This window comes from Nonomuraea pusilla, from assembly GCF_900109355.1.
GTDB classification, from domain to species: Bacteria; Actinomycetota; Actinomycetes; order Streptosporangiales; family Streptosporangiaceae; genus Nonomuraea; species Nonomuraea pusilla.
The window spans coordinates 35620-61201 of sequence record NZ_FOBF01000006.1; the positions used below are offsets into that span (position 1 = coordinate 35620).

Sequence of the window (25582 nt, forward strand, 5' to 3'; positions counted from 1 at the left end):
ATGTTCGCCCAGGTTAGTAAGCGCTCACTCATACCATGGCCGCCATGGGCACACGCGAACGGATCATCGACGCCGCCGAGCAGTCGATCCACGAGCACGGCATCGCGGGGGCGACGACCAAGCGCATCGCCCAGCGGGCCGGCTGCTCGGAGGCGCTGCTCTACAAGCACTTCTCCAGCAAGGAGACGCTGTTCCTCGCCGTGCTGCTCGAACGGATGCCCGCGCTCGCCCCCGCGCTGGCCCTGCTGCGCGACCGCGCCGGGCAGGGCGACGTCGCCGCGGACCTCACCGCCTTCGCCGTCACCGCCGTCGACTTCTACACCAGCGTCGCGCCCGTCGCCTCCGGCATGATGGCCGACCCGTCGCTGATGGCCGGGTTCAGGGCGATGCTCGCCGAGCGCCGCTCAGGCCCGCACCTGCCGGTGCTCGCCCTGGCCGAGCTGCTGCGGGACGAGCAGCGGGCCGGCCGCATCGACGCCGGCCTCGACGCCGTCGCGGCCGCCTCGATGCTGCTCGGGGCCTGCTTCCACCGCGCCTCCATGTCGTCCTTCGTGGACCTGCCGGGCGAGACCGGGGAGTGGGCGGAAACCCTCGTGGCCACCCTGCTCAGGCGATGACGCGGCACGCGCCGCCGTCCACCAGCATCGACACGCCGTTCACGAACGAGGCCCGCTCGCTGGCCAGGAACGCCACCACGTCGCCCACCTCCTCGGGCCGCCCTACCCGCCCCAGCGGCACCGTCGCGGCCCGCTCCGCCAGGCCCTCCTCGCCGCCCGCCAGCTCGCGCAGCCGCTCGGTGTCGATCGGGCCCGGCATGACGTTGTTCACGAGCACGCCGTCGGCCGCCGCCTCCCTGGCCACCGTGCGGACGATCCCCGCGACGGCCGAGCGGGTCGCGTTGGACAGCGCCAGGCCGTCGAGCGCCTCGCGCGCCGACCTGCTGGTGATCGTGACGATCCGGCCCCACCCGCGCGAGCGCATCCCCGGCAGCACCTCACGGATCAGACGCACCGTGCCGAGCAGGTTGCGCTGCACCGCCACGTCCCAGTCGTCGAGGCCCACCTCGTCGAAGCGGCCCGCGGGCGGGCCGCCCGCGTTGGCCACCAGGATGTCGACCGGCCCGATCACGTCGCCGGTCTCCTCCACCACGCGCCGCGCCGCCGCCGGGTCCTCCAGGTCCGCCAGCACGGCGTGCACGACCTGGCCGTACCCCTGCAGCTCCACCACCGCGTCGGCGAGCCGTTCCGGGCTGCGGGCGCACACGCACACGTCGCAGCCCTCTTGCGCCAGGCTCCTCGCGGCGGCCAGACCGATGCCCGAGCTGCCCCCCGTGACCAGCGCCACCCTGCCCGAGATACCGAGATCCATAGGGGCGACTATAGGGTCGGGCGGCCGCCCCGCGGCCGAGAACACCTGGCGTGTCAGCCCGCGGGCACCCGCGTGAGCTTGTCCGGGTTGAGCACGCCGAACAGCGCGCCGATCGCCCCGTCGCGCACCTCCACCGTGATGAGCTGGTCGGCGGAGCCGATCCGCGCCAGGATCGCCGGATGGCCGTTGACCTCGACGAGCCGCATCCCGCCGTACGGGTAGCGGGTCAGCAGGCCGCCGATGAACGCCACCACCTTGCGCCGCCCCAGGATCGGCCGCAGCGCCGCCCTGACCCGGCCGCCGCCGTCGTTCCAGGCGACGACGTCCTCGTGGAACAGCTCGGCCAGGGCCGCCAGGTCGCCGCCGCCCGCCGCCTCCATGAACCGCAGCAGCAGCCTCGCGTGGTCCTCGCTCGACGGCCTGAACCTGTCGCGGCCCTGCGCCATCCGCACCGACGCCCGGTGGTGCAGCTGCCTGGCGTTCGCCACCGACGAGCCGACGATCTCCGCGATCCGGTCGTACGGCAGCTCGAACGCCTCCCGCAGCACGAACACCGCCCGTTCCGGCGGCGACAGCCGCTCCATCATGTGCAGCGTCGCGTACGAGACGGTGTCGCGCAGCTCCGCCGTGTCGAGCGGGCCCGCCTGCGCCGTGGCGACCGGCTCGGGCAGCCACGGCCCCGTGTACGCCTCCCGCTTCACCCTCGCCGAGCGGAGCTGGTCGAGCGCCAGCCGCGAGACGACCGTCATGAGGAACGCCTTCGGGTCCCTGACGTCCGACCGGTCGGCGCCCTCCCAGCGCAGCCACGCCTCCTGCACGACGTCCTCGGCGTCCCACATGCTCCCGAGCAGCCGGTACGCCAGCCCCAGCAGCACGGGCCTGTACTCCTCGAAGTCCACGTCACGCATCATGCCGCCCCCGTCACGCGCGGGGCGCGCCGGGGGCGGGAGCGCCGGCCTGGAAAACCCGCGGGCGCCGTGATGAGCTTGGGTGATGGCGCGAAATCTCATCCTGTCAGGAGGGCCCTTCCACGACTTCGACGCCACCTCGGCGGCGCTCGCCGAGGTCCTCGCGGGGGTCGGCGTCGACTCGGAGATCACCGAGGACATCGAGGGCGCGCTGAGCGAGCCGTCCGAGGTCCAGCTCATCACCGTCAACGCGCTGCGCTGGCGGATGCCGCAGGAACGCTTCGCCGGCCTGCGCGACCGGTGGAGCTTCACCCTGCCCGCGCAGGCCCGCACCACCCTGCTCGACCACCTCGACCGCGGCGGCGGCCTGCTGTGCATGCACGCCGCGGCCATCTGCTTCGACGACTGGCAGGGCTGGCCGCGCGTGCTCGGCGGCTGCTGGACCTGGCCCAGGTCGCACCACCCGCCGCTCGGCTGGACCGGCGTGCGCGTGCACGGCTCGCACCCGGTCGTGGAGGGGCTGCGCGACTTCGACGTCGTGGACGAGGTCTACAGCGACCTGGACGTGCTGCCCGACGTGCGGCCCCTCGCCTCCGCGGGCGGCCAGCCGCTCGTGTGGGCCCGGCCGGTGCGCAGGGGCCGCGTGCTCTACGACGCGCTGGGGCACGACACCCGCTCGTACGACAACGAGGTGCACAGGACGCTGCTCCAGCGGGCGGCGCTCTGGCTGCTGAGACGCCCCGTCACGGTGAACGACTGACGCGGGCAGGCGCGGGTCGCTCGTGGGTCACCGCCGGTCGTCGCCGAGGAAGCCGAGGAGCGCCTCCGCCAGCTCCCCGGGAGCCTCCTCGGCCATGTGGTGCCCGCAGTCCAGCGGGCCGCCGCGCACGTCCGCCGCCCAGCCGCGCCACACCTCCAGCGGGTCGCCGTACAGGTCCTCCAGGTCGTCCTTCGCCGACCACAGGCACAGGGTGGGGCACGCCGGCCGCCGCCCGGCCGCCCGGTCGGCGTCGTCGGCGGCGCGGTCCACGCCCAGCCCGGCCCGGTAGTCCTCGCACATCGCGTGGACGGTCAGAGGGTCGTGGATCGCCCTGCGGTAGTCCTCGTACGCCTCCTGGCCCATCACCTCGGGGCCCGCCCGGTACCAGGCGTCCGGGTCGGCGCTGATCACCCGCTCGGCCGGCTTGTCCGTCTGCCCCAGGAAGAACCAGTGCCACCAGCGCGCGGCGAAGCCCGCGTCGCAGCGGGCGAGCGCCTCCCCGATGGGCACGGCGTCGAGCACGGCCAGGCGCGTCACGGCGTCCGGGTGGTCGGCCGCCAGGCGGTGGGCGACGTACGCGCCCCGGTCGTGCCCGGCGACGGCGAACCGCTCGTGGCCGAGCGCCCGCGCGAGCGCCACCAGGTCGCGCGCCATGGCCCGCTTGGAGTACGGCGCGTGGTCGGGCGTCGTGGGCGGCTTGCCCGAGCGGCCGTAGCCGCGCAGGTCGGGACAGATCACGGTGTGGGAGGAGGCGAGCAGGGGAGCCACCCGGTGCCAGGTGGCGTGGGTACGGGGGTGGCCGTGGAGGAGCAGCACGGGGGAGCCCGAGCCGCCGTGCCTGACGAACAGCTCGGTCTCCCCGACGTCGATCCTCTCGGCGCTGAAGCCTTCGAACATCCCGGCCCCCTACCCGGGATCTCCGCGACCCGTCCAGAACCCGCCCGGCGGGCCTCGCCGGGGTGATCCCACGAACCGTCCGGAACCCGTCCGCCCGGCGGGCCTCGCCGGGGTGATTCCCGCGACGCGTCCGGAACCTGCAAGACCGTGGGCGGGGGCGGCGGGCACGATGCCGTCATGACCGTGAACCTCACCGCGGCGGCCGGCTTCATGGCCACCCACGCGCGCCTGCTCGACCGCCGCCGCTTCCACCTGCTGACCGCGAGCCCGGCCGACGCCGGGGCCGCCCGCGAGGGCGTGCTCGCCGCGCTGGACGCCTACCGCAACCCCGACGGCGGGTACGGCTGGGGCCTGGAGCCCGACCTGCGCTCGCCGGAGAGCCAGCCGGGCGCGGCCCTGCACGCGTTCGAGGTGTTCGAGGAGATCGCCCCGGCCACCGCGCCGCAGGCGGCCGCCCTGTGCGACTGGCTGGAGTCGGTGACGCTGCCCGACGGCGGCCTGCCGTTCGCGCTGCCGCTCACCGTCGCGGACGGCACCGCGCCCTGGTGGCGAGGGGCCGACCCGGGGGTCTCCGCCCTGCAGATCACCGCGGTGTCGGCCGCGGCCGCCCACCGCGTCGCCGCCTCCGACCCGGCCGTGGCCGCGCACCCCTGGCTGCGGCGGGCCACCCGGTACTGCCTCGACGCCGTCGAGGCGCTCGACGGAGCGCCCCACGCGTACGCGTTGTCGTTCGCGCTGCACTTCCTCGACGCCGTCCACGAGACCGAGCCCAGGGCGGCGGGGCTGATGCGGCGGATGGGCGCGTACCTGCCGAGGAACGGCGAGCTGCGCGTCGAGGGCGGCACCGAGGACGAGCGGCTGCGCCCGCTGGACGTCGCGCCCGCCCCGGGACGCCCGGTGCGCGACCTGCTCGACCCGGAGGCGGTGCGGGCCGACCTGGCGAGGCTCGCCGCGCTCCAGGCGGACGACGGCGGCTGGACCGTGGACTACGCGGTGATCTCCCCTGCGGGCGCGCTGGAGTGGCGGGGCGCGGCCACCGTGCGGGCGCTGCGCGTGCTGCGGGCCAACGGGGCCCTGTGACGCGCCGCCCCCGGCGGCCGCGGCGGGTCAGGCGAGGCGGCCGGGGGCGGCTCACGTGAGGCGGGGGCGGGTCAGGCGAGGCGGCGGGCCGACTCCGACTCCTGGGCCATGCGCCGCAGGACGTCGAGCGCCTTGCCGTACAGGACGGTGCCGAGGACCAGGGCCTCGACGGCGGCGTCGCGCGGGCCATGGAACGGGACGGTGTCCATCTCCACCTCCGCCACGAGCGTGCGCGCCGCCTCCACGTACGGGGCCAGATCCACGGTCATGCCGAGCTGGCGCATCTTGAGCAGCGTCTGCGCGAGCTCGTCGCGGGTGGGCGCGTGCGCGCTGACGTCCCAGCCGAGCCCGTCGAGCAGGCGGTCCACCTCGGCCCTGGCCTGCCGCCAGTCCTCGCCGGGCTCCGGCTCGACGGCGGGGCCGAGCGCGTAGTGCGCGATGCCGAGCATCTCGTGGATCGGCAGGTCCTCGTCCTCGACCGCGGCGATGACCTTCTTGATGGACGCCACCGGCAGCCTGCCGACCTCCAGCAGCGCCCTGATGAGGCGGAGCCTGCGCAGGTGGGAGTCGTCGTACTCGGCGCGGGTGGCGGCCGTCTGCTCGCCCTGGTGCAGCAGTCCCTCACGCAGGTAGTACTTGATCGTGGGAATGGCCACGCCGGACTCGGCGCTCAGCTCCGAAATGCGCATTATTGGATAATAGCGCTATCCAGCGTTCGACCACCCGGACCTGGCGAGCTGCCGCGCCCCGCCGACGAGGTCGGCGATGTCGGCCTGCCGGTTCCAGAGGAAGACCACCTCCAGGGGCGGCACCTCCTCCTTGATCGGGAGGAACGCGAGGTCGGCGGGCACCGTGGTCTCCTCGCGCACGGACAGAGCGTAGCCCGCGCCGGAGCGCACCATCGCGATCGCCAGGTCGTGCGTGGCCGCCGACGGCCCGAGCCGCGGGTGCAGCCCGTGCCGGACGAACCCTTCGAGGAAGCGCCGCGACCCCGCCACCGCGTCCGACTCCGGCATCACGAGCGGCTCCGCGGCGAGATCGGCGAGCGACAGCGCCTCCTGCTCCGCCAGGTGGTGCCCGCGGGGGAGGAGCGCCCGCACCGGGCAGCGGCGGAGCAGCATCCTGGCCACACCCCTCGGCAGCGAACCCGGGGCGTAACCCAGCCCGGCCTGCAGCGCGCCGTCGGCGATCGAGACGATCTGCTCGGCCGTGCCCATGGGCGCCAGGCGCAGCCGGACGTCCCTCAGCGGGGCCAGCAGCCGGGCGGCGACGTCCGCCAGGCCGTCGGCGACGCCGAGCCGCGCGGCGGTCGTCCCGCCCGACTCTCGTGCGGCGGCGACGGCGCGCTCGAACGCGTCCACCGCCGCCGTCGCCTGTGCCAGGAACGCCTCGCCCTCCGCCGTGAGCTGCACCCCGGTCGACGAACGGGTGAACAGCTCCGCGCCGACCTCCTTCTCCAGCGCCCTGAGCTGCTCGGACAGCGTGGGCTGGGCGATGCGCAGCGCGGCGGCCGCCCTGCGCAGACTGCCCGCACGGGCGATCGCCAGCGCGTACCGGACGTAGCGTAGATCCATCGCTCACCTCGGGGTGATGGTGATGGGCTGTCGGCTGAGCGCACCTGCGTGTTACGCGATCTGACAACGATCGTGAAGCGCCGTTCACCGTCCGTCAAGGATCTGGCCGCAGGCGGACGGCGAGCCACCGCCCCCGCCTCCGGGAAGCAGGGCTCAGGCGCGCGCGGTGAAGGCGGCGTGCAGGCTCCTCGCGGCGGAGGCGGTGAGGTGGGGGCGGGCGGCGAGCCAGGCGGCGGCGCCCGCGGCGTCGCCCGCGACGGCCGTGTCCCTGCCGGCCAGCCGCTCCAGGACGGCCGTCCGCACGGGGCCCTCGCTGGTGAGCACGCTGCCCGCGAGCACGACGGGGCCCGTCAGGTGGATCCGGGCCAGGGTGGCGGTCAGGTGCGCGGCGGCCTGCTCGACGATGGCGGCGGCCGTCGGGTCGCCCGCCGTCGCGGCACCGCTGACGAGCACCGACAGCGCGGCCAGCCGCATGTGGTCGGCCTGCGCGAGCCGGACGATCCGGTCGGCCGCCGCCCGCGGCGTCGGGGGCCGCTCCTGCCCGAGGAAGTGCTCCACGACCAGTTCGCCGAGCGCTCCGAGCCCGTAGGCGCCGCCGGTGCCGGGGGCGGCGCGGTCGAGTGCCTCGATCACGGCCTGGGCGGCGGCGCGGCCGATCCAGAAGCCGGAGCCCGCGTCGCCGAGCAGCCAGCCCAGCCCGTCGGCGATGGCGTCGACGTGCTCGTGCTCGACGATGCGGGCGGCGACCGCGCCGGTGCCGGACAGCAGCAGCGAGCCTGACGGCTCCGGCGAGCCCGCCGCGTACGCGATGGGCACGTCCCTGATGACGCGCGGCCCGTCCGGGATGCCGCGTTCGGCCCAGACCTTCGCGAGTTCCGGCACGAGCGCGTCCGACTGCCCGGCGACGCCGGCGAGCGAGGCGGCGACGGCGGCGCCGTCGTGCCCGCCGAGCGCCTGGCCCGCCTGGTCGAGCGCCCGGTCGAGGGCGGTGGCGATGGCCGCGACGGCCTTGGCCGGCCCGTGCGCGCTGGGGTTGCCCGCCCCGGCGCGGGCGTAGCCGACCCGGGTGCCGTCGAGCGTGTGGACGGCGACCCTCGTGGAGGTGGCTCCGGCGTCGACGCCGATCACCAACGTTTTAGACACGCTCAGATTTTGGGTCTTGACGCGACCGAGAAGCAAGAATAATTTTCGCGGGAACGCCGGGTATTCGGAAGGAATATTCGTGACTTCAGGTGCTCTCGGGCGCGTAGAGACGGAACTACCCGGTCTGCCGGAGGCGTTGCGCAGGGTCGGCGAGGTGATCCTCGGCGATCCCGCCGAGGCCGCCCGCTCCACGATCATCGCCCTCGCCGAGCGCGCGGGGAGCTCACCCGCCACCGTGACCCGGTTCTGCCGGGCCTTCGGCTTCTCCGGCTACGCCGAGCTGCGGGTCGCGCTGGCCACCGAGACGGGCAGGGCCGCGCAGGCCGGCTGGGGCGCGGGCGTCGGCCACGAGATCGGCCCCGACGACCCGCTCGACACCGCGATCGAGGTGATGGCCGCCGCCGACGCGCGGCTCATCCAGGACACCGCCGCCCAGCTCGACCTGGACGTCGTCGCCCGCGTGGCCGACGCCGTCGTCGCGGCGCGGCGCGTGCTCCTCGTCGGCGTCTCCACCAGCGGGAACGTCGCCACGATGCTGGAGGGGCGGCTGCGCCGCATCGGCATCCCCGGCTGGAGCGCGGGCGACGCGCACGTCGCGCTGTCGGAGGCGGCCCTCGTGGCCGAGGGCGACGTCGCGATCGGCATCAGCCACAGGGGCCGCACCCGGGAGGTGATGGAGGCGCTGGCCGAGGCGGGCAGCCACGGCGCGCTCACCGTCGCCGTCACCTCCTTCGCCCGCTCGCCGCTCGCCGAGCTGGCCGACCTGGTGCTGACCACCGCCAGCAGGGAGACGACGTTCAGGCTCGGCGGCCTGGCGGCCGTCCACTCGCAGCTGTTCGTGCTGGACGCCGTGTACGTCGCGGTCGCCCAGCGCACCTACGAGCGTACGAACGAGGCGTTCGAGCGCACGATCAGGGCGGTGGAGAGCCACCGGGTGGAGAGAGCCTGAGCGACGTGACCGACCAGGGCACACAGGGCGCGCCGGACGAGGAGACCTAGCTGTACTGACGACTAGCCAAGGGAGTCCCATTCCATGCCGAACACCCCCCGCATCACCCGGCGCGAACTCCTCAGGGGCGCCGCGCTGGTCCCCGTCGCGGGCGCGCTGGCCGCCTGCGCCACCCCCGCCGCGAAGCCTTCGGCGTCCGCCTCGGCCGCACCGGCCGCGACGAGCGCGGCCAACCCGTTCGGGGTCGCCGAGACCAGGCCGCTGGAGATCTGGATCTTCGACGGCGGCTTCGGCACCGAGTACGCCACCAAGATCCACGAACCGCTGTTCAAGCAGAAGTACCCCAAGGCCGAGATCAAGCACAACGCGACCAAGGAGATCACCAAGGTCCTGCAGCCGAGGTTCGCCGGGGGCAACCCGCCCGACGTGATCGACAACTCGGGCGCCAACGCCATGGACTTCGGCGCGCTCGCCCAGGACGGCCAGCTCCAGGACCTCACGCCGCTGCTCGACGCGCCCTCCTGGGACGACCCCGCCGTCAAGGTCAGGGACACGATCGACCAGTCCGTCATCGACATCGGCACCTACGACGGCGCGTTCAGCGTGCTCGGCTACGTCAACTACATCTACGGCGTCTGGTACTCGCAGAAGGCGTTCCGCGACAACGGCTGGGAGGTGCCGAAGACGTGGGACGCCTTCCTCAAGCTGTGCGACGCCATCAAGAAGTCCGGCACGATGGCGCCCTTCACGTACGCCGGCAAGTTCCCCCAGTACCTGTACGAGCCGCTGCTCACCACGGCCGCCAAGATCGGCGGCGGCGAGGTGCTCGTCCACATCGACAACCTGGAGGACGGCGCCTGGACCAGCGAGCCGATGAGGACGGCGGCCGCGGCGTGGGCCGAGGTCGGCGCGAAGTACCTCATGGAGGGCACCGCGGGGCTCGACCACGTGCAGACGCAGACCGCGCAGAACAAGTACAAGGTCGCGATGCTGCCGTCGGGCTCGTGGCTGGAGAACGAGCAGAAGACGACCACCCCGGCCGACTTCGAGTACGGCATGTTCCCCATTCCCGACATGGGGTCGTCCGACAAGCTGCCGTACGGCACCCTGCACACCCAGCCCGGCGAGAACTTCATCGTCCCGTCCAAGGGCGGCAACCCGCAGGGCGGCATGGAGTACCTGCGGGCGATGCTGTCGAAGAAGGCGGCGGGCGACTTCAGCGAGCTGGTGCGCACGGTCTCGGTCGTCAAGGGCGCGGGCGAGGGCCGCGCGCTGTCGCCGGGCGCGGCGAGCGCGAGCAAGGCGTTCGCCGACGCCGGGTCCAACACGGTCTACTACCGCTGGCAGAGCTGGTACGCGCAGCTCAAGGACGAGGCCGTGGCCGCCACCGGCGAGCTCATGACCGGCGGCCTGACGCCCGAGAAGTACCTGGAGCGCCTGCAGAAGAAGGCCGACGAGATCAAGAACGACTCCTCGATCAAGAAGTTCAAGCGTTGACGGCCTTCCACAGGTACCGGCGCGGGCTGTTCATCACCGCGTTCCTGGCCGCGCCGGTGACCCTCTACCTGGTCTACGTCATCTCGCCTTACCTGCAGGCGTTCTACATCGCGATGACGGACTGGCGCGGCGTCACCGCGACGCCGTCGTTCGTCGGGCTCGACAACTTCGGCAGGCTGCTCGGCGACGGCGTCTTCTGGAAGGCGGTCACCCACAACGCGGCGCTGCTCGTGCTGCTGCCGCTCGTCACCATCGTCATCGCCCTGTTCTTCGCCTTCCTCCTCAACGTGGGCGGCGGGCAGGGCGGCCAGGGCGTCACGGGCGTGCGCGGGTCGAAGGTCTACCGCGTGGTGTTCTTCTTCCCGCAGGTGCTCGCGGTCGCCGTCGTCGCGGTGCTGTTCCAGCAGGTGTTCAGGCCCGACGGCAGCGGCATGCTGAACGGCCCGCTCATGGCGCTCGGCCTCGGGCCCGTCGGCTTCCTGTCGGACCCCGGCGTGGCGTTCTGGTCGGTGCTCGGCGTCATGGTGTGGCAGGCGGTCGGCTTCTACGTGGTGCTGTTCTCGGCGGGCCTGGCCTCCATCCCGCGTGAGATGTTCGAGGCGGCCCAGATCGACGGCGCGGGACGGGTCAGCCTGTTCTTCCGCGTCACGCTGCCGCTGCTGTGGGACACCGTCCAGGTGGCCTGGGTGTACCTCGGCATCCTCGCGCTCGACGTGTTCGCGATCGTGTGGGTGATGACGGACCAGCACGGCGGCCCCGACTGGTCCACCACGGTCATGGCGGCCGAGATCTACCGCAACGCGTTCCAGTACTTCCGCTTCGGCTACGCCTCGGCGCTGGGCGTCGTCATGTTCTTCTTCACCGTCGGCTTCGCGATCCTCTCGCTGCGTTTCTCGCGGCGCGAACGAATCGAGTACTGATGACAACGACGACCACCTGGACGGCGGCGAACTCGCGCAGGCTCGCCCGGCGGGAGCGCAGGCGGCGGCTCGGCCCGCTCGGCGTGCTCACCCACGTCGCGCTGCTGGTGTGGACGGTGCTCGTGGTGGTGCCGATCCTGTGGACGTTCCTGGCGTCGGTCAAGAGCGAGGACGAGATCTTCGGCGACGCCTGGTCGCTGCCCGCCACCCCGCACTGGGACAACTTCGCCCGCGCCTGGGAGCAGGCGCACATCGGGCAGTACATGCTGAACAGCGCCATCGTTGTCGCGTTCGGCACGTTCGGCACGATGCTCGTCGGCTCGATGGCGGCGTACGTCCTCGCCAGGTATCCGTTCCGCGGCAACCGGGCGATCTACCTGCTGTTCGTGTCGGGACTGGCGTTCCCCGTGTACCTGGCGCTGACGCCGCTGTTCTTCGTGGTGCAGAACATGGGAAACGTCCCGCTGGTCGGCCCGTTCATCGGGCTGAACACGCACGCCGGGCTGGTGCTGGTCTACATCGCGTACTCGCTGCCGTTCACGGTGTTCTTCCTGTCGGCCTTCTTCCGCACGCTGCCCACGGCGGTGGGGGAGGCCGCCATGGTGGACGGCGCCTCGCACACCAGGGTGTTCTTCCAGATCATGCTGCCGATGGCCAGGCCGGGGATCGTCAGCATCACCATCTTCAACGTGCTCGGCCAGTGGAACCAGTACCAGCTCCCGCTGGTGCTGCTGCAGGAGCGCGACAAATGGGTGCTCACGCAGGGCATCGCCGACATCTCCACCGCCGCCGGGTACGACCAGGACTGGTCGGCGCTGTTCGCCGCGCTGACCCTGGCCATCCTGCCGATGCTGGTCGTGTACACGGTCTTCCAGCGGCAGATCCAGTCGGGCCTGACGTCGGGAGCGCTCAAATAGCCCAAACCGTAAAAAGGTTGAAATAGCAAGAAATGGCTCGCATGCCGGGGGTGTCGGGCTTAGGCTGCGCGTGTGACAGGCGACATCCGCGCGTTGCTGGCCCGTCACCTCCCCGGGTACCGGGTGGAAACCGTCACCCTGTCCGGCGAGGGGCTCGACAACGCGGCGTACGAGGTCAACGGCGACATCATGGTGCGGCTGCGCAAGGCGGCCGACCCCCAGACGGTCCAGCGGGAGACGGCGCTGCTCGCAGCCGTCCGCGAACTGTCCACCCTGCCGGTTCCCGAGGTGCTGTTCGCCGACGCGGAGTCGGGGGTGCTCGTCTACCGCAAGCTCCCCGGCGTCCCGCTGCACGGCAACCCCGTCCCCGACCCGTCCAGGCTGGCCGAGCCGCTGGGCCGCTTCCTCAGCGTCCTGCACGCCGCCCCCGTGGACGAGATGCGCGAGCTCGCGCCGCCCGACCTGTACCCGTCGGCGACCCTCCTGCGCGACGCCGAACTCGACTACCGCGACGTCGAGTCGTACGTGCCTGCCGCGCAGCGGCCCCTGGTCGAGCGCTTCCTCGCCGGGAGCGCGCCCGCCGACCCGCCCGTGCTCACCTTCTGCCACAACGACCTGGGCAGCGAGCACCTCCTCGTCGACCCCGCCACCGGCGAGATCACCGGCGTGCTCGACTGGAGCGACGCCGCCGTCACCGACCCCGCGCACGACTTCGCCAGGATCTACCGCGACCTCGGCCCGGACGTCTTCGACCTCGTCCTGTCCCACTACGACGGCCCCCTCGGCGAGGAGGACCGCACCAGGGTCGCCTTCCACGCCCGCTGCGCCCTCATCGAGGACCTCGCCTACGGCCTGAGCACCGGCCCGCGCCAGTACGCCGACGCCGCCCTGGCCGCCCTGCCCCGCACCTTCGCCTGACCACCGGGAAGGGAGCCGCCGCCCGGCGGCCTGCCCGCCTGCCAAGGGCCGAGGCCGCCGTCGCGGGGGACCGCCCGCGGCGACGGCCTGCGGCGACGGCCCGCCGGCGTCAGCGGCCGGCGTCGGTGAGCTCCGCCCGCAGCCGGCGCGCCGCCTCGACCACGTTCCCCAGCGACGCCTCCACCTCCTCGTACGCGCGGGTCTTCAGCCCGCAGTCGGGGTTCACCCACACCCGCTCGGCGGGCAGGGCCCGCAGCGTCGCCCGCAGCAGGTCCTCCACCTCGCCCGCGTCCGGCACCCGGGGCGAGTGGATGTCGTACACGCCGGGACCGAGCCCGCGCCCGAACCCGCCCACCGCGCCCAGGATGCGGGCGCCCGAGCGGGCGGACTCGATCGTCGTCACGTCCGCGTCGAGACCGTCGATGGCCGCCAGGATCTCACCGGCGTCCGAGTAGCACAGGTGCGTGTGGATCTGGGTGCGGTCGCCCGCCCCCGACGTCGCCCGCCGGTACGCCGACACCGACCACTCCAGGTACTCCGGCTGCGAGGCGCGGCGCAGCGGCAGCAGCTCGCGCAGCGCGGGCTCGTCCACCTGGATGATCGACACACCCGCCGCCTCCAGGTCGCGCACCTCCTCGCGCACCGCGTCCGCCACCTGCAGCACCACGTCACGCAGCGGCAGGTCGTCACGTACGAACGACCACGCCACGATCGTCACAGGACCAGTCAGCATGCCCTTGACCGGCCTGGACGTGAGCGACTGGGCGTAGGAGGCCCACCTGACCGTGATCGGCCCGGGACGGGACACGTCGCCGTGCAGGATCGGCGGGCGGGTGCAGCGCGACCCGTACGACTGGACCCAGCCGTTCCGCGTGACGGCGAAGCCGTCGAGGTGCTCGGCGAAGTACTGCACCATGTCGTTGCGCTCGGGCTCGCCGTGCACCAGCACGTCCAGCCCGAGCCGCTCCTGCAGCCGGATCACCCGCTCGATCTCGGCTTCGACCAGGCGCTCGTAGGCGTCGGGTTCGAGGGCGCCCGCCGCGACGGCGGCGCGCGCCGCCCGCAGCTCGCCCGTCTGCGGGAACGACCCGATCGTGGTCGTCGGCAGCACCGGCAGCCGCAGGTGCTCCGCCTGCGCCGCCGCCCGCACCGGGTAGGGGGAGCGCCCCTCGCGCGGCACGGGAGCCGTCAGCGGCGCCGACGGCACGGCGGCCCCCCGCGGCCCTTCCCCTGCAGGCACCGAAGGCAGGGCCGATGAGAGGGCCACCACCTCGGCCACCTTCTGCTCGGCGAACGCCAGCCTGCCCCGCAGCCCCGGGTCGAGGTCGCGCTCGGCCTCCACGTCGTACGGCACGTGCAACAGCGAACAGGACGTGCTCACCGTGACCCGGTCCGCGCGCACCCCCGCCAGGGCGGCGAGGGCCCGCCCCGGCGGCGTCCGCCACACGTCGCGGCCCGAGACCACGCCCGCCACGACGGTCTTGCCGGGCAGCTCGGGCAGCGCGGCGGCGCCGCCGCGCACCAGATCCACCCCGATCGCCTCGACCGGCGTGGCGGCCAGCACCGGCAGCGCCTCGCCCGGGTCGCCGAAGTACGTCGCCACGAACAGGCCGGGCCGCGCCGCCGCCGAGCCGAGCCGGTCGTAGGCCGCTCCCGCCGTGGCCAGCTCGCGCGGCGTCCTGTCGGCGACCAGCGCGGGCTCGTCGAGCTGCACCCAGGCGACCCCCTCCGCGGCCAGGGCCGCGAGCAGCTCCTCGTAGCAGGCGAGGACCTCGTCGAGCCGGTCGAGCGCCGCCCCCGACGGGTCGGCGAGCAGCAGGAACGTCACCGGGCCCAGCACCACGGGCCGCGTCCCGTACCCCAGCGCCCGCGCCTCGCGCACCTCGGCGAGCGGCTTGGAGGCGTCCAGCTTGAACACCGTCTCGGGGCCGATCTCCGGCACGATGTAGTGGTAGTTCGTGTCGAACCACTTCGTCATGCGCAGCGGGGCCAGCCCCTCGGTGCCCCTGGCCATCGCGAAGTACGGGTCGCCGGCCGCCAGGTAGCGCTCGGGCACGGCGCCGAGCAGCACCGCCGTGTCGAGCACCTGGTCGTACAGGGAGAACGTGTTCGACGGCAGGCCCTCGAGACTCAGCTCGGCCAGCCTGCGCCAGGTGGCCTCGCGCAGCCCGGCGCCCACGCGCTCCAGCTCGGCCCGCGTCGAGCGGCCCTCCCAGTACGACTCCAGCGCCCGCTTCAGCTCCCTGCGCGGCCCGATCCTCGGATAGCCGAGGACGGTGGACGCGGGGAAGGGCGGCGGGGTAGGCGACATCGTGACTCCTCACGTCGGGCGGATGTGCTGCCCTGGGAGATCGGTGGATCACCGCAGGTCGCTCGCATCGTGCAGCGCGCCGTCCGCGTCGTGCATCATCTATTGGTGCTGCTTATGCTCAGGGAGATCCAGTGCTTCGCCGCCGTGGCCGCGCGGCTGGGCTTCTCCGCGGCGGCGGCCGACCTGGGCCTGTCGCAGCCCGCGGTCAGCCAGGCCATCACCAGGCTCGAACGCGCTACGGGAGTCCGGCTCTTCGAGCGGAACGCCAGGGAGGTGCGGCTCACCGCCGCCGGCAAGGCGCTGCTGCCGCAGGCCGAGCAGGTGCTGGAGGCGGCCCGCGCCTTCACCGGCGAGGCCGCCAGGCTCGCCCGGCCGACCATTCACCTCGCTTATCCACCGCTGGTCGGCACGCTCGCCGCGCGCATCGCCAGGCGGCTCGCCGGGCGCACCCCCGCGCTCGGCGTGGAGCTCCGGCCGGCCGGGCGCGCCGCCGCCGCACGCGCGCTGGCCGCGGGCGAGGTCTCCGCTGCGATCATCGCCACGCCGGCGCCCGCGGCGTTCGTGACGGCGGCCAGGTTCCATGTGACCGTGGACCACCTGGCCGTCCCCCCGGGGCACCGGCTGGATCAGCGTGGCGGCGTGGCGGCGGCGGACCTCGGCGGCGAGGCGCTGCTCACGCCCGCCGGCCGGCCGTGGCAGGGGCTGCCGGGACGCGCCAGGACGTTCGCCGACGACGACTTCGCCGCCGCGCTCGACCTGGTCGCCGCGGGCGCGGGCGTGCTGCCTCTCCCGCAGCTCCTCGCCCGCACCATCAGGCGCGAGGACGTCCGCTTCGTCCCGCTCGACGCCGGGGACCTGCGCATCACGTACGCGCTGGCCTGGTCGAGGGAGCAGGCGACGCCCGAGCTGATGGCGCTGGTGCAGGCCGTGCAGGACGCGCTCTGGACGAGGTGACGGCCCGGGGTCACGCCATGGGGAGGTTCTTCAGCGCCTCGCGCCTGCTCAGGCCGGAGATGCCCTTGGCCCGTACGTACCTGACCACCTCGGCCGGGTTGGTCTTCGCGTACTCGCGCAGCGCCCAGCCGATGGCCTTGCGGGCGAAGAAGTCGTTGTCCGACAGGCTCGGTTCGATGCAGGCGTACAGGAGCGCGGTGTCGGTGCGCTCCTTGAACCGGTTCTGGCACAGGATCGCGGTGCGCCGCTTCCACAGGTCGCGGTCGTGGGCCCACTCCAGCATGAGCGGCCGCATCGAGTCGGGGTAGGCGGCCAGCAGGTGGCCGACGCGGTGCGTGGCGAGCTCGTCCACGAGGTCCCACCACGCGCCCGTGACGATCATCTCCTCGTACATCGGGACGGTGTAGAGCGTCTGGAACTCGCGGTAGTAGCGGTGGCCGGTCAGCTCGACCGCGGCGTAACGCTCCTCGCGGTACTCCGCCTCGCGCCACAGCGTCAGCACGGCCCGCCGCCACTCCGGCGCGCCGGGCAGCCGGTTGTCGGCGAACACCTGCCGCAGCGCCGCCCGCCGCGGCCCGGCCTGCACGCCGAGGAAGGGCATCTCCGACTTCATGTACGCCTGCATCGCGGCGGCCTTGCCCGGCTCGGCCGCCTCGCGCAGCGCCTCGCGTACCGCCTTGCCGAGGCTCATGCCTGCTGGGTGGTGCGCTCGCCCGTGGCCAGACCGTCGAAGAGCACCGTGATGTAGTGGTCGGCGAGGGCGTTGGTGTTGAGCCTGCCGTTCGGCCGGAACCAGCGGACGGCGACCCAGATCGTGTCGCGGATCATCCGGTAGGTGAGCTTCGGGTCGACGTCGGGGCGGAACAGCCCGGCCGCCTGGCCCGCCTTGATCTGGGTGACCCAGATCTGCTCGACCTCCTCCTCGGCCTTGACGAGGTAGTTGAAGCGCTCGAACTGGCGCAGGTAGTTCCAGTCGTTCTGCATGACGGTGATCGCGGCGCGGTGCGGCTCCAGCGTGCCGAAGCCGATGCGGACCATGTCCGTCAGCACGTCGCGGGCGTCCTTGCCCGAGTCGAGGGCGGCGCGGTAGCGGGCGATGAGGTCGTCGAGGAAGGTGGAGAGCACCTCGTCGACGATGGTCTCCTTCGAGTCGAAGTGGTGGTAGAGACTTCCCGAGAGGATTCCCGCCTCGTCGGCGATCTCACGTACGGTCGTGGCCTGGAAGCCTTTGCGCGCGAAGAGCTCCGCGGCGAGCTTGACGAGGTGGTCGCGGCGCTCGGAGGCCGGCCCCGATGAGGCGCGCTGGCGCTTGGCCGGCGTGGCCGTGCCGGAGTTCTTTCGCGTTGTCACGCCCACCATTATGAGCCCTCAGACAATCGCTTGTTCACCGGACAGACCCTGCTCATACGGCGTTCCGGCGGCGAGCAAGCACTTGGTTCGAGCCCTCGTGGCGGATTCGCCCCTCCGCTCCGGCGAGGCCCCGCCGGAGCGGGCTCGCGGAGGGGGGTGGGAGGCCACCTGAGAAAATGGCTCTAGCAAATAGGAAACTTTCCTATTAGATTGCGGATCATGCCGCACAGCGCTGACCTGCTCCGCCTGGCCGACGCCGTCCTCCTCCCGGGCTTCGAGGGGACGACGCCCCCCGACTGGCTCCGCCGCCGGCTCGGCGAGGGGCTGGCCGGCGTCGTGCTGTTCTCCAGGAACATCGCCGGACCCGCCCAGGTGGCCGCGCTCACCGCCGCCCTGCGCGCCGAGAACCCGGCCGTGCTCGTCGGCACCGACGAGGAGACCGGCGAGGTCACCCGGCTGGAGGTGGGTCCGGGCAGCAGCCGCCCCGGCGCGTACGCGCTCGGCGTCGTGGACGACGTCGCGCTGACCGAGGCGCTGGCCGGGCACCTCGGCGGCGAGCTGGCCGCCGCCGGCATCGGCATCGACTTCGCGCCCCCCGCCGACGTCAACTCCAACCCCGACAACCCGGTCATCGGGCTGCGGGCCTTCGGCGCCGACCCCGACCTGGTCGCGCGGCACACCAGGGCGTTCGTCCGCGGCCTGCAGTCCGCCGGGGTGGCCGCCTGCGCCAAGCACTTCCCCGGCCACGGCGACACCTCCGTGGACTCCCACCACGGCGTGCCCGTCGTCGCCGCCGGGAGCGTGGACGACGCCCTGCGCCCGTTCCGCGCCGCCGTCGCCGAGGGCGTCAAGGCCGTCATGACCGGGCACCTGCTGGTGCCGTCGTACGACCCCGAGCTGCCCGCCACGCTCAGCCCCAAGGTGCTGACCGGGCTGCTCAGGGAGGAGATCGGCTTCCAGGGGGTCATCGTCACCGACGGCATCGAGATGACCGCCGTCTCCGGCGCGTACGGCGTGGGCGGGGCCTCCGCCCGCGCCATCGCCGCCGGGGCCGACGCGATCTGCGTGGGCGGCGAGCGGGCCGACGAGGCGACGGCCACCGCGATCCGCGACGCCCTCGCCGAGGCCGTCGCCCGAGGACTGCTGCCCGAGGAGCGCCTGGCCGACGCCGCTCGAAGGGTCCGCGAGCTGGCCGCCTGGGTCGCCTCCTCGGGCAGCGCCGCCGACGGTGCCGCGTTCGGGCCCGCCGGCGGCGCCGCGCTCGGGCTCGCCGCCGCCAGGCGCGCCGTGCGGGTGACCCGCCGCTCGTCCGCGCCGGTGCTGCCGCTGGCCTCGCCCGCGTACGTGGTGGAGCTGGCCCCCGAGATGAACCTGGCCATCGACAGGAACACGCCGTGGGGCGTCGGGGGCCCGCTGGCCGGGCTGCTGCCAGGCACCGAGACCGTCAGGCTGGCGGCCGGCGAGGCGTCGGGCCCGCGGCTGGAGCGGCTGCTCGGCGAGGCGGGACACCGGCCCCTGGTGGTCGTCGTACGCGACGCGCACCGCCACCCCTGGCAGGGCGAGGCGCTGCGGCACCTGGTCAGCGCCAGGCCCGACGCGGTCGTGGTGGAGATGGGCCTGCCGCAGCGCTTCGACGTCGGCGCGGTGCACATCGCGACGTACGGTTCCGCCGCCGTCTGCGGCCTGGCCGCCGCCGAGATCCTCACCGGCGCCCACTGACCCACCGGCGCCCACTGACCCACCGGCCCGGCGGCCACAAGAAAGAGCGCACGGGGCGCCTCGGGGGCCGCGGCCTCCCCCTGCAGTCGGCGGTCAGCGGAGGGCGGAGCGGGTGGTGGGGCGGAGGCGGAACCGGTCGGGGGCGGCCGTCGCGAGCGCGTCCAGCATCGGCAGCGCCACCTCGCGCTCGTCCTCGGGCCGCTCGAAGCGGGCGAACCATACGAACACGTTCGCGTCCTCCCGCACGGGGAGCCGAGGGAAGGTGTTCTCGGCGTGCTCCGACTCCAGCCACGCGACGGGCGTGACGCCCCCGGCGGCCAGGGCGGGCGCCGCCTCGCGGGCGAACAGCTCGGCGAACCGTCCTGACCCGCCGGGTTCGACGTGGTGGACCGTGGCCACGTACAGGGAGGAAGGGGGCGCTCCCGAGCCGGCGGGGGGCCGCTCGCCGGCGGTCGGGGCCGGGGAGCCGGGTACGGGCCGCAGCAGCAGGACGTCGTCGGAGTCGGCCATGGTGGCGTTGGCCGCGTCGCGGTGCGCCAGCCAGGCGGGGCCGGTGTAGAACGCGGTGAGCGACGCCCGGCGCGACTCCATGTCCGGGAACGCCCTGATCCAGGGGAACACGTCGGGGCTGTCCTGGTCGCGGAACGTGCCCACCACCCGGATGCCCGTCTCCTCCTGCGTCTCGACGAACTCCCGCTCGAACAGCTCGATGAGGGTCTCGCGCGCCCCGGGGAAGAGGGTGTACCGCCGCAACTCGTAGATCATGAGCGGCACGCTACGGCCCGATCCCTGTCATCTCCTGTCAAGAATCCATGCTGGAATCATCTTCTGTTCACGGACAGCCACCGGATGGCAACCCTCGGTTATATGCTCCCCCATGACCTGGTTCCCCTGAGGTCACAGAAGGTTCAAGGGGGCAGCGGCGCGCCCCGCTGCCCCGTCACCGCCACGAAGGAGCAGAAGTGATCAGAAGGCTGTGTGCCGCCGGAGCCGTGGTGGCGGCGGCCGCCGGGGCCGCACTCCTCGCCGCCCCGGCCCACGCCGACTCCTGGTCGGACAACTGGAGCGGCAACAGCGACTCGGTCCAGTCGGGCAACCTCTTCGGCGACGTGTCCGCCGCCAACCGTGTGGTGAACGGCGTCGGGGTGAACAACGTGAACGGCACCGCCGTCACGGCCACCGACGACAGCTTCGTCGTGATGTACGTCTTCGACTGACCGCACCCCGTCCCGATCGGCAACCCTCATCGGAAGGACATCCACATGATCAAGAAGCTCTGCGTGACCGGCGCCGTCGCCGCCGCGGCCGGTCTCGTCCTGCTCTCCGCCCCTGCCCAGGCCGACACCCGCGCGAGCAACTCCAGCTCCAACCGCAGCGCGGTGCAGGCGGGCAACATCTTCGGCGGCCTCGTGCTGAGCAACGTCGCCGGTCGCAGCGCGACCAGCGTCAACAACGTCAACGGTATCGCCGGCACCGCCGTCGATGACAGCGAGCTCTCTCACCGCTGACGTCCGGGAGCCGCGGGCCAGGTCCCTGAGGGCCTGGCCCGCGGCGTATTAGCATCTCTGGGTGACAATCTGCGCGTATGCCACTTTTGCCGACCCTGACAACAACGACAACGAGCGGGACCTCGCGCTCGCGGCCTGGCGCGAGGCGGGGATCGAGGGGCGCGCCGAACGCTGGGAGGACCCCGGCGTCGACTGGAGCGGCTACGACGCGGTGGTGGTCCGCTCGGTATGGGACTACATCGACCGGCGCGAGGAGTTCCTCGCCTGGGCGCGCGGGGTCGAGTCCGTCACCCGGCTGCTGAACCCCGCCTCGATCCTGGAGGCCAACACCGACAAGACGTACCTGCGCGACCTCGGCGTGCCCACCGTGCCCACCCACTGGTCGTCGCGCGACCTGCCCCACTGGTCCGAGTACGTCGTCAAGCCCGCCGTCTCCGCGGGCGCCCGCGACACGGTCAGGACCTCCGACAGGCAGCGGGCGCGGGAGCTGGCCGAGGCGCTGGAGGCGGCCGGACGCACGCCGATGGTGCAGCCCTACCTCGACATGGTCGAGTCGGAGGGCGAGACGTCCCTCCTGTACTTCAACCGCCGCTTCAGCCACGCCGTCCGGCGCAACCCCATGCTCGCGCCCGGCATGTCCGCGGCCGACCTCCCGCGCGCCTCGCTGCGCACCCCCGCCCCCGACCAGGTGGAGCTGGCCGAGAAGGTGCTGGCCGGCATCACGGGCCCCCTCCTGTACGCCCGCGTCGACCTCGTGCGGCTCGCCGACGGCTCGCCCGTCGTCATCGAGCTGGAGCTCACCGAGCCGTACCTCTTCCTCTCCTACGAGCCGGGCGCCCCGGCGAGCCTGGCCGGGGCGCTGCGCGAGCTGCTGTGACCGCCTGCTGTGACCGCCTGCTGTGACCGGCTGCTGTGACCGCCGAAGGCGCCGTCAGGCGGTGATGCCGCCGTCCACCGGGATCACCGCGCCCGTCAGGTACGCCCCCGCCCGCGACGACAGGTAGATCGCCGTCCCGGCCATGTCGTCGGGGCGGCCGATCCGGCCCAGCGGCACGTGCGAGGCGACGGCCCGCCGCGTCTCGGGGTCGTCCAGGGCGAAGGCCATCATCTTCGACTCGAACGGGCCGGGCGCGATGGCGTTGACCGTGATGTTCTCCTCGGCCAGGTGCCTGGCCAGGTGGCGGGTCAGGATGTGCACGGCGGCCTTCGTCGAGGAGTAGGCGTACGTCGGCAGGTCGGGCACCCTGATGCCGTCCACGGAGCCGATGGTGATGACGCGTGCCGGGTCGTCGGGGGTGGCCGCCTCCCTGAGCCGCGGCAGGAACTTCTGCGTCAGGAAGAACACGCCCTTGACGTTGATGTCCCAGAGCTTGTCGAAGGCGTGCTCGGGGAACTCCTCCAGTGGCGCGCCCCAGGTGGCGCCCGCGTTGTTGACGAGCACGTGCACCGGCCCGTCCACCGCCTCGACCAGCGCCGACACGCCCTCCGGGGTCGACAGGTCGGCGGGCACGGCCCGGCAGCCCAGCTCGGCGGCGGTCTTGCCGAGCTCGGCCGCCCTGCGCGCGGAGATGTACACGGTCGCGCCGGCCGCCGCGAAGCCGGCCGCGATCATGCGTCCGATGCCGCGCGAGCCGCCGGTGACGACGACCGTCTTGCCTTCCACCGAGAACAGAGTCATGTTCCGGAAGCATGCCATACCGACTGGTCGGTAGCCAGGTTGGGACGCCCCGTCAGACGCCCGGCAGCCTCCCGTTGCGGAACAGGTCCACGAACCTCTGGTGGTCCGCCCTGGCCTGCGCCCCGTACCGGTGGGCGAAGTCCACCAGCATCGCCGTGAAACCCGGCCCGTCGCCGTCGATCACCGCCGTGATCGCCTCCTCCGTGGAGAAGTCCACGAGGTCGTGGCTCGACTCGTCGTCGGCGACCGCATGCATGCGCGCCACCGCCCGGCCCAGGTCCAGCATGATCGAACGCAGCTCGTCCGGCTCGTTGACGTCGTCCCAGTCCAGGTCCGCCGAGTACGGCGACACCTCCGCCACGAACTGGCCCACCCCGTCCAGCGTCGTGTACCCCAGCCACGGGTCGGCGTACGCCTGCAGCGCCCGCTGCGACTCGGCCGTCCTGTGCCCCTGGTGCAGGAAGTACGACGCCACCCGCGCGTCGCCGACGTGCCGCGCCACCGCCGGCACCTGCGCCTGCTTCATGTAGAGGATGACGTCGTTCTCCAGTGCCTGCGAACGGCCCTCCAGCAGCAGGTTGTACGACGGCAGCCCCGCCGACCCGATGCCGACGCCCTTGCGCAGCGCCACATCCTTGATCACGTGCTCCACCGGGCTCGCCTCGCCCGGCAGGGTCGTGAGGTACTCGGCGAACGCCGCGAGCACCGCCTCCCTGGTGGCGTCGTCCACGGGCTCCCGGCCGTCCATGACGGCGAAGCGCCGGTCGTAGTCGTCGATCACGGTCTCGACGTCCAGCATCGCCACCCGGGTGCTCAGCCGGGCCGTCTGCAGCACCCGGTGCAGCACCCCGCTCGTCGTGCCCAGCGTGAGCGAGCCGATCGTCTCGTCGCCGCCGCGCGCGATGGCCGACAGCTCGCCCAGGTACGCCCCGGCGAAATCGCGCACCAGCACGCCGATCGCCTCGTCCGACAGGGCCTTCGCGTAGCCGATCAGCGCCACGCTGGCCGCGAACCGCCTGAGGTCCCAGACGTACGGCCCCACGTAGGCCTCGTCGAAGTCGTTGACGTTGAAGACCAGCACGCCGGAGGCGTTCATGTAGGTGCCGAAGTTCTCCGCGTGCAGGTCGCCGTGGATCCACACGCGGCTCGTCGGCCCGTCCAGGTAGGAGGGGTCGGCGTACGCGCCCGTCATGTCCGCGTAGAACAGGCAGGCGCTGCCCCGGTAGAACGCGAACGGCGAAGCCGCCATCTTGCGGAACTTCCGCCGGAAGGCGGCCGGGTCCCGCTTGATCGATTCGCCGAACTCCGTCATCAGGACGTCGAGGAGGAAGGTGGAGCGGTCCATGCGTCGGACAGTAGGGCCACGACGGGTTTTCCGCCTACCCCGGTCTTTCCCTGACGGGGCCCGGTCAGGTACGGGACCCGGGCCCGTCGAGGAACGGGTCGGGGGGTTGGGGCAGGCCCGTTGTTCAGGGAGGGGCCGGGGCCTGCGGCGGGCCCGTCGTCGAGGGCGAGGCGGGGTCAGGTGGGGCCGGTGGGCTCGGCGAAGCGGCCGTAGCCGCCGCGGAAGAACAGCAGCGGGCCGCCCTCGGCGTACGTGTCGAGCCGCAGCACGCGGGCCACGACGATCACGTGGTCGCCCGCCGGGTGCTCGGCCTCCACCGCGCAGTCCATCCACGCCAGCGCCCCGTCGAGCACGGGCCCGCCGCCGGGGGAGGCGGTCCACCCCAGCCCGGCGAACTTGTCGCCGCCCCTGGACGCCATCCGCAGGCAGACGGCCCGCTGGTGCTCGCCCAGGACGTTCACCGTGACCGTCCCGGCGCCGCGCACCCTGGGCCAGCTCGTGCTGGTGTGCGCGACGCAGAACGCGACGAGCGGCGGGTCGAGCGAGACCGAGGTGAAGGAGTTGGCCGCCAGACCACAGGGACGGCCGTCGCCCGGATCGAGCGCGGTGATCGCCACAACGCCGGTGGCGAACCGGCCCAGCACCTCACGGAACCTTCCACCGTCAACCCCGCCCCGCACACCCCGTCCACCAGGCCGTGAGGCGCCGACACAGGCGGCACCGACGACGGCGGGGGCGACGGACCGGGAGGCGGCGATGCCGCTGGGTTTGGGGAGGACGTCGGGCGAACGGAGGACGTTCGGCGCGCCCAGGACGTCGGGCGAACGGAGGATGTCCGTCGCGCCCAGGACGTTGGGCGAACCCAGGACGTCTGGCGCGCCCGGGACGTCGCGTGTGGGGAGAACGTCCGGCGCGTGCAGGACGTTGCGCGTGGGGAGGACGCCAGGCACGGGAGGGACGTCGACTATGCGCCGCGGGCCGGCTGTGGGGACGGCGTGCGCGGCGCGGCTTGGATCGGCGGGAGGAAGGAGGCCGGCCACGCCCCCCGCCTGAGGCGTGGGAAGGGCGACGGGTGCGGTCGGTGGATCGGTGCTGGTAGGCGCGTCGGGGTCGCGGTGGCTTTCCGTGGGAAGGGCGTCCGGCGCGCGGGTGATGTCAGGTGGGTGGACTCCGGCTTTCCATGCCGCGCCGGCTGTTTTCTCTGGGGCGCCTCCGGTTCTGCGTGTGGTGCCACCGGTCTTCCGTCTGTGGCCGCCTGGCTTGTAGCCGGCGGTCTTGTGCGCCTGGCCTCGGGGGCCGGCGCCGTTCAGGCTCCTGGCCTGGCCTGCCTGGCTGCCGCCGTCCGGTGGTCCGAGCCGTCCCGGCGGGACGGCGCCGTTCGACGTCGTGGGCAGGTTCGGTGGGTTGCCGCCGGTCAGGGGCAGGGGGTGGCCCTGGTCGTCGGCGTCCGTGTGACGGCTGGATGGGGTGGTGGGCTGGGGTGCGGCCGTTCGGGGGCGGCAGTCGTTCGGTGCGGTGAGCTGGGGGTGCCCGCCCATGTGTCGCCTCCTCGTCCGCGACGCGCCAGGGAAACAACCAAGCGCTTGCTTGGACGCTAGGCCGATCCCCGATACCCTGTCAAGCGCGCCCAGGGGCGGATGAAACCATCCGTCGCGGCAGGCAGATTCCGTCCCGGCATCGCGAACGGCCCCTCTCCGCCACGGCGGGAGGGCCGATGATGTGGGCGGGGCGTCGACGGCGACGTCCTCACGGCGGCTCTGACTTGGGGGCGGCGGACGTGAGCGGT

General features: G+C 73.2%; 26 protein-coding genes. 13 read left to right on the plus strand and 13 right to left on the minus strand.

The window, feature by feature from the left end:
• The first annotated feature begins 44 nt into the window (after positions 1 to 44).
• On the plus strand, positions 45 to 617 hold the full coding sequence (locus BMX74_RS14525) for a TetR/AcrR family transcriptional regulator (RefSeq protein ID WP_176573351.1): 573 nt from the start codon (positions 45 to 47) through the stop codon (positions 615 to 617).
• Here the strand turns inward: BMX74_RS14525 and BMX74_RS14530 are convergent.
• Both BMX74_RS14530 and BMX74_RS14535 read right to left on the minus strand, forming a co-directional pair.
• Positions 607 to 1368 carry an SDR family oxidoreductase gene (locus BMX74_RS14530; protein WP_063792028.1) on the minus strand — a complete coding sequence of 254 codons (762 nt, stop codon included), beginning with the start codon at positions 1366 to 1368 and terminating at the stop codon, positions 607 to 609. The genes BMX74_RS14525 and BMX74_RS14530 overlap by 11 nt on opposite strands.
• Before the next feature lie 53 nt (positions 1369 to 1421).
• Positions 1422 to 2279 (minus strand): RNA polymerase sigma-70 factor, encoded by an 858-nt coding sequence (locus BMX74_RS14535; protein ID WP_218153958.1) that lies wholly within the window; start codon positions 2277 to 2279, stop codon positions 1422 to 1424.
• A gap of 82 nt (positions 2280 to 2361) precedes the next feature.
• Between BMX74_RS14535 and BMX74_RS14540 the strand changes: the two genes are divergently transcribed.
• Positions 2362 to 3036 (plus strand): ThuA domain-containing protein, encoded by a 675-nt coding sequence (locus BMX74_RS14540; protein WP_055503661.1) that lies wholly within the window; start codon positions 2362 to 2364, stop codon positions 3034 to 3036.
• Between the two features lie 27 nt (positions 3037 to 3063).
• Here the strand turns inward: BMX74_RS14540 and BMX74_RS14545 are convergent, their stop codons facing one another.
• Complete coding sequence (locus tag BMX74_RS14545; protein ID WP_055503660.1) at positions 3064 to 3933, minus strand: alpha/beta fold hydrolase; 870 nt, start codon at positions 3931 to 3933, stop codon at positions 3064 to 3066.
• 177 nt (positions 3934 to 4110) lie between these two features.
• Here BMX74_RS14545 and BMX74_RS14550 point away from each other — a divergent pair, with 177 nt between their 5' ends.
• Complete coding sequence (locus BMX74_RS14550) at positions 4111 to 5013, plus strand: hypothetical protein (RefSeq protein ID WP_091100840.1); 903 nt, start codon at positions 4111 to 4113, stop codon at positions 5011 to 5013.
• Between the two features lie 71 nt (positions 5014 to 5084).
• Here the strand turns inward: BMX74_RS14550 and BMX74_RS14555 are convergent, their stop codons facing one another.
• The 3 genes from BMX74_RS14555 to BMX74_RS14565 all read right to left on the minus strand — a co-directional run bounded on the left by BMX74_RS14555 (position 5085) and on the right by BMX74_RS14565 (position 7730).
• Entirely contained in the window at positions 5085 to 5702 is a 618-nt protein-coding gene (locus BMX74_RS14555; protein WP_055503658.1) for a MerR family transcriptional regulator, read from the minus strand.
• A gap of 15 nt (positions 5703 to 5717) precedes the next feature.
• Positions 5718 to 6587 (minus strand): LysR family transcriptional regulator, encoded by an 870-nt coding sequence (locus tag BMX74_RS14560; RefSeq protein ID WP_091100842.1) that lies wholly within the window; start codon positions 6585 to 6587, stop codon positions 5718 to 5720.
• A 153-nt stretch (positions 6588 to 6740) separates the two neighbouring features.
• Positions 6741 to 7730: an N-acetylglucosamine kinase gene (locus tag BMX74_RS14565; protein ID WP_063792027.1), complete on the minus strand. Its 990-nt coding sequence runs from the start codon at positions 7728 to 7730 to the stop codon at positions 6741 to 6743.
• Positions 7731 to 7809: 79 nt separating this feature from the next.
• Here BMX74_RS14565 and BMX74_RS14570 point away from each other — a divergent pair, with 79 nt between their 5' ends.
• The 5 genes from BMX74_RS14570 to BMX74_RS14590 all read left to right on the plus strand — a co-directional run bounded on the left by BMX74_RS14570 (position 7810) and on the right by BMX74_RS14590 (position 12931).
• Positions 7810 to 8679 carry a MurR/RpiR family transcriptional regulator gene (locus BMX74_RS14570; RefSeq protein WP_082534927.1) on the plus strand — a complete coding sequence of 290 codons (870 nt, stop codon included), beginning with the start codon at positions 7810 to 7812 and terminating at the stop codon, positions 8677 to 8679.
• An 84-nt stretch (positions 8680 to 8763) separates the two neighbouring features.
• Positions 8764 to 10176, plus strand: a complete 1413-nt coding sequence (gene ngcE / locus BMX74_RS14575) for an N-acetylglucosamine/diacetylchitobiose ABC transporter substrate-binding protein (RefSeq protein WP_055503655.1) — start codon at positions 8764 to 8766, stop codon at positions 10174 to 10176.
• Positions 10173 to 11096, plus strand: coding sequence for a carbohydrate ABC transporter permease (locus BMX74_RS14580; protein WP_055503654.1), 924 nt, complete (start codon positions 10173 to 10175; stop codon positions 11094 to 11096). Before ngcE ends, BMX74_RS14580 begins: the two co-directional genes overlap by 4 nt.
• Positions 11096 to 12013 (plus strand): carbohydrate ABC transporter permease, encoded by a 918-nt coding sequence (locus BMX74_RS14585; protein WP_055503653.1) that lies wholly within the window; start codon positions 11096 to 11098, stop codon positions 12011 to 12013. Before BMX74_RS14580 ends, BMX74_RS14585 begins: the two co-directional genes overlap by 1 nt.
• A 72-nt stretch (positions 12014 to 12085) precedes the next feature.
• A complete protein-coding gene (locus BMX74_RS14590) occupies positions 12086 to 12931 on the plus strand; it encodes a phosphotransferase family protein (RefSeq protein WP_143078662.1) in 846 nt (281 codons plus the stop codon).
• A gap of 109 nt (positions 12932 to 13040) precedes the next feature.
• On the opposite strand, the gene metE is transcribed toward BMX74_RS14590, so the two are convergent.
• Positions 13041 to 15242: a 5-methyltetrahydropteroyltriglutamate--homocysteine S-methyltransferase gene (metE, locus tag BMX74_RS14595; RefSeq protein WP_091100847.1), complete on the minus strand. Its 2202-nt coding sequence runs from the start codon at positions 15240 to 15242 to the stop codon at positions 13041 to 13043.
• 114 nt (positions 15243 to 15356) lie between these two features.
• Between metE and BMX74_RS14600 the strand changes: the two genes are divergently transcribed.
• Positions 15357 to 16196, plus strand: a complete 840-nt coding sequence (locus BMX74_RS14600) for a LysR family transcriptional regulator (protein ID WP_091100849.1) — start codon at positions 15357 to 15359, stop codon at positions 16194 to 16196.
• Between the two features lie 10 nt (positions 16197 to 16206).
• Here BMX74_RS14600 and BMX74_RS14605 read toward each other — a convergent pair whose 3' ends face one another.
• Complete coding sequence (locus BMX74_RS14605) at positions 16207 to 16887, minus strand: DNA alkylation repair protein (RefSeq protein WP_055503650.1); 681 nt, start codon at positions 16885 to 16887, stop codon at positions 16207 to 16209.
• Positions 16884 to 17546: a TetR/AcrR family transcriptional regulator gene (locus tag BMX74_RS14610; RefSeq protein ID WP_082535066.1), complete on the minus strand. Its 663-nt coding sequence runs from the start codon at positions 17544 to 17546 to the stop codon at positions 16884 to 16886. Before BMX74_RS14610 ends, BMX74_RS14605 begins: the two co-directional genes overlap by 4 nt.
• A 219-nt stretch (positions 17547 to 17765) precedes the next feature.
• Between BMX74_RS14610 and BMX74_RS14615 the strand changes: the two genes are divergently transcribed.
• Positions 17766 to 19265, plus strand: a complete 1500-nt coding sequence (locus tag BMX74_RS14615; protein WP_055504112.1) for a glycoside hydrolase family 3 protein — start codon at positions 17766 to 17768, stop codon at positions 19263 to 19265.
• A 93-nt stretch (positions 19266 to 19358) separates the two neighbouring features.
• Here the strand turns inward: BMX74_RS14615 and BMX74_RS14620 are convergent, their stop codons facing one another.
• Positions 19359 to 20030: an NIPSNAP family protein gene (locus BMX74_RS14620; protein WP_091101194.1), complete on the minus strand. Its 672-nt coding sequence runs from the start codon at positions 20028 to 20030 to the stop codon at positions 19359 to 19361.
• A 197-nt stretch (positions 20031 to 20227) separates the two neighbouring features.
• On the opposite strand from BMX74_RS14620, the gene BMX74_RS14625 reads away from it, so the two are divergent.
• From BMX74_RS14625 to BMX74_RS14635, 3 genes are all read left to right on the plus strand, one after another.
• Positions 20228 to 20482 carry a hypothetical protein gene (locus BMX74_RS14625; RefSeq protein ID WP_055503647.1) on the plus strand — a complete coding sequence of 85 codons (255 nt, stop codon included), beginning with the start codon at positions 20228 to 20230 and terminating at the stop codon, positions 20480 to 20482.
• 45 nt (positions 20483 to 20527) lie between these two features.
• A complete protein-coding gene (locus tag BMX74_RS14630; RefSeq protein WP_055503646.1) occupies positions 20528 to 20773 on the plus strand; it encodes a hypothetical protein in 246 nt (81 codons plus the stop codon).
• Positions 20774 to 20834: 61 nt separating this feature from the next.
• Positions 20835 to 21650 carry an ATP-grasp domain-containing protein gene (locus BMX74_RS14635; protein ID WP_091100852.1) on the plus strand — a complete coding sequence of 272 codons (816 nt, stop codon included), beginning with the start codon at positions 20835 to 20837 and terminating at the stop codon, positions 21648 to 21650.
• 54 nt (positions 21651 to 21704) lie between these two features.
• Here BMX74_RS14635 and BMX74_RS14640 read toward each other — a convergent pair whose 3' ends face one another.
• From BMX74_RS14640 to BMX74_RS14650, 3 genes are all read right to left on the minus strand, one after another.
• On the minus strand, positions 21705 to 22451 hold the full coding sequence (locus BMX74_RS14640; RefSeq protein ID WP_091100853.1) for an SDR family oxidoreductase: 747 nt from the start codon (positions 22449 to 22451) through the stop codon (positions 21705 to 21707).
• Between the two features lie 52 nt (positions 22452 to 22503).
• Positions 22504 to 23796, minus strand: coding sequence for a DUF2252 domain-containing protein (locus BMX74_RS14645; protein WP_055503643.1), 1293 nt, complete (start codon positions 23794 to 23796; stop codon positions 22504 to 22506).
• Between the two features lie 176 nt (positions 23797 to 23972).
• On the minus strand, positions 23973 to 24476 hold the full coding sequence (locus BMX74_RS14650) for a flavin reductase family protein (RefSeq protein WP_218153969.1): 504 nt from the start codon (positions 24474 to 24476) through the stop codon (positions 23973 to 23975).
• Positions 24477 to 25582 lie beyond the last annotated feature (1106 nt).

Excerpts from the sequence above, each read along its gene's own strand:
- BMX74_RS14525 (WP_176573351.1), top strand. The coding sequence starts at position 45 with ATGGGCACACGCGAACGGATCATCGACGCCGCCGAGCAGTCGATCCAC.
- BMX74_RS14530 (WP_063792028.1), bottom strand. The coding sequence starts at position 1,368 with ATGGATCTCGGTATCTCGGGCAGGGTGGCGCTGGTCACGGGGGGCAGC.
- BMX74_RS14535 (WP_218153958.1), bottom strand. The coding sequence starts at position 2,279 with ATGATGCGTGACGTGGACTTCGAGGAGTACAGGCCCGTGCTGCTGGGG.
- BMX74_RS14540 (WP_055503661.1), top strand. The coding sequence starts at position 2,362 with ATGGCGCGAAATCTCATCCTGTCAGGAGGGCCCTTCCACGACTTCGAC.
- BMX74_RS14545 (WP_055503660.1), bottom strand. The coding sequence starts at position 3,933 with ATGTTCGAAGGCTTCAGCGCCGAGAGGATCGACGTCGGGGAGACCGAG.
- BMX74_RS14550 (WP_091100840.1), top strand. The coding sequence starts at position 4,111 with ATGACCGTGAACCTCACCGCGGCGGCCGGCTTCATGGCCACCCACGCG.
- BMX74_RS14555 (WP_055503658.1), bottom strand. The coding sequence starts at position 5,702 with ATGCGCATTTCGGAGCTGAGCGCCGAGTCCGGCGTGGCCATTCCCACG.
- BMX74_RS14560 (WP_091100842.1), bottom strand. The coding sequence starts at position 6,587 with ATGGATCTACGCTACGTCCGGTACGCGCTGGCGATCGCCCGTGCGGGC.
- ngcE (WP_055503655.1), top strand. The coding sequence starts at position 8,764 with ATGCCGAACACCCCCCGCATCACCCGGCGCGAACTCCTCAGGGGCGCC.
- BMX74_RS14585 (WP_055503653.1), top strand. The coding sequence starts at position 11,096 with ATGACAACGACGACCACCTGGACGGCGGCGAACTCGCGCAGGCTCGCC.
- metE (WP_091100847.1), bottom strand. The coding sequence starts at position 15,242 with ATGTCGCCTACCCCGCCGCCCTTCCCCGCGTCCACCGTCCTCGGCTAT.
- BMX74_RS14600 (WP_091100849.1), top strand. The coding sequence starts at position 15,357 with ATGCTCAGGGAGATCCAGTGCTTCGCCGCCGTGGCCGCGCGGCTGGGC.
- BMX74_RS14605 (WP_055503650.1), bottom strand. The coding sequence starts at position 16,887 with ATGAGCCTCGGCAAGGCGGTACGCGAGGCGCTGCGCGAGGCGGCCGAG.
- BMX74_RS14615 (WP_055504112.1), top strand. The coding sequence starts at position 17,766 with ATGCCGCACAGCGCTGACCTGCTCCGCCTGGCCGACGCCGTCCTCCTC.
- BMX74_RS14620 (WP_091101194.1), bottom strand. The coding sequence starts at position 20,030 with ATGATCTACGAGTTGCGGCGGTACACCCTCTTCCCCGGGGCGCGCGAG.
- BMX74_RS14630 (WP_055503646.1), top strand. The coding sequence starts at position 20,528 with ATGATCAAGAAGCTCTGCGTGACCGGCGCCGTCGCCGCCGCGGCCGGT.
- BMX74_RS14640 (WP_091100853.1), bottom strand. The coding sequence starts at position 22,451 with ATGACTCTGTTCTCGGTGGAAGGCAAGACGGTCGTCGTCACCGGCGGC.
- BMX74_RS14645 (WP_055503643.1), bottom strand. The coding sequence starts at position 23,796 with ATGGACCGCTCCACCTTCCTCCTCGACGTCCTGATGACGGAGTTCGGC.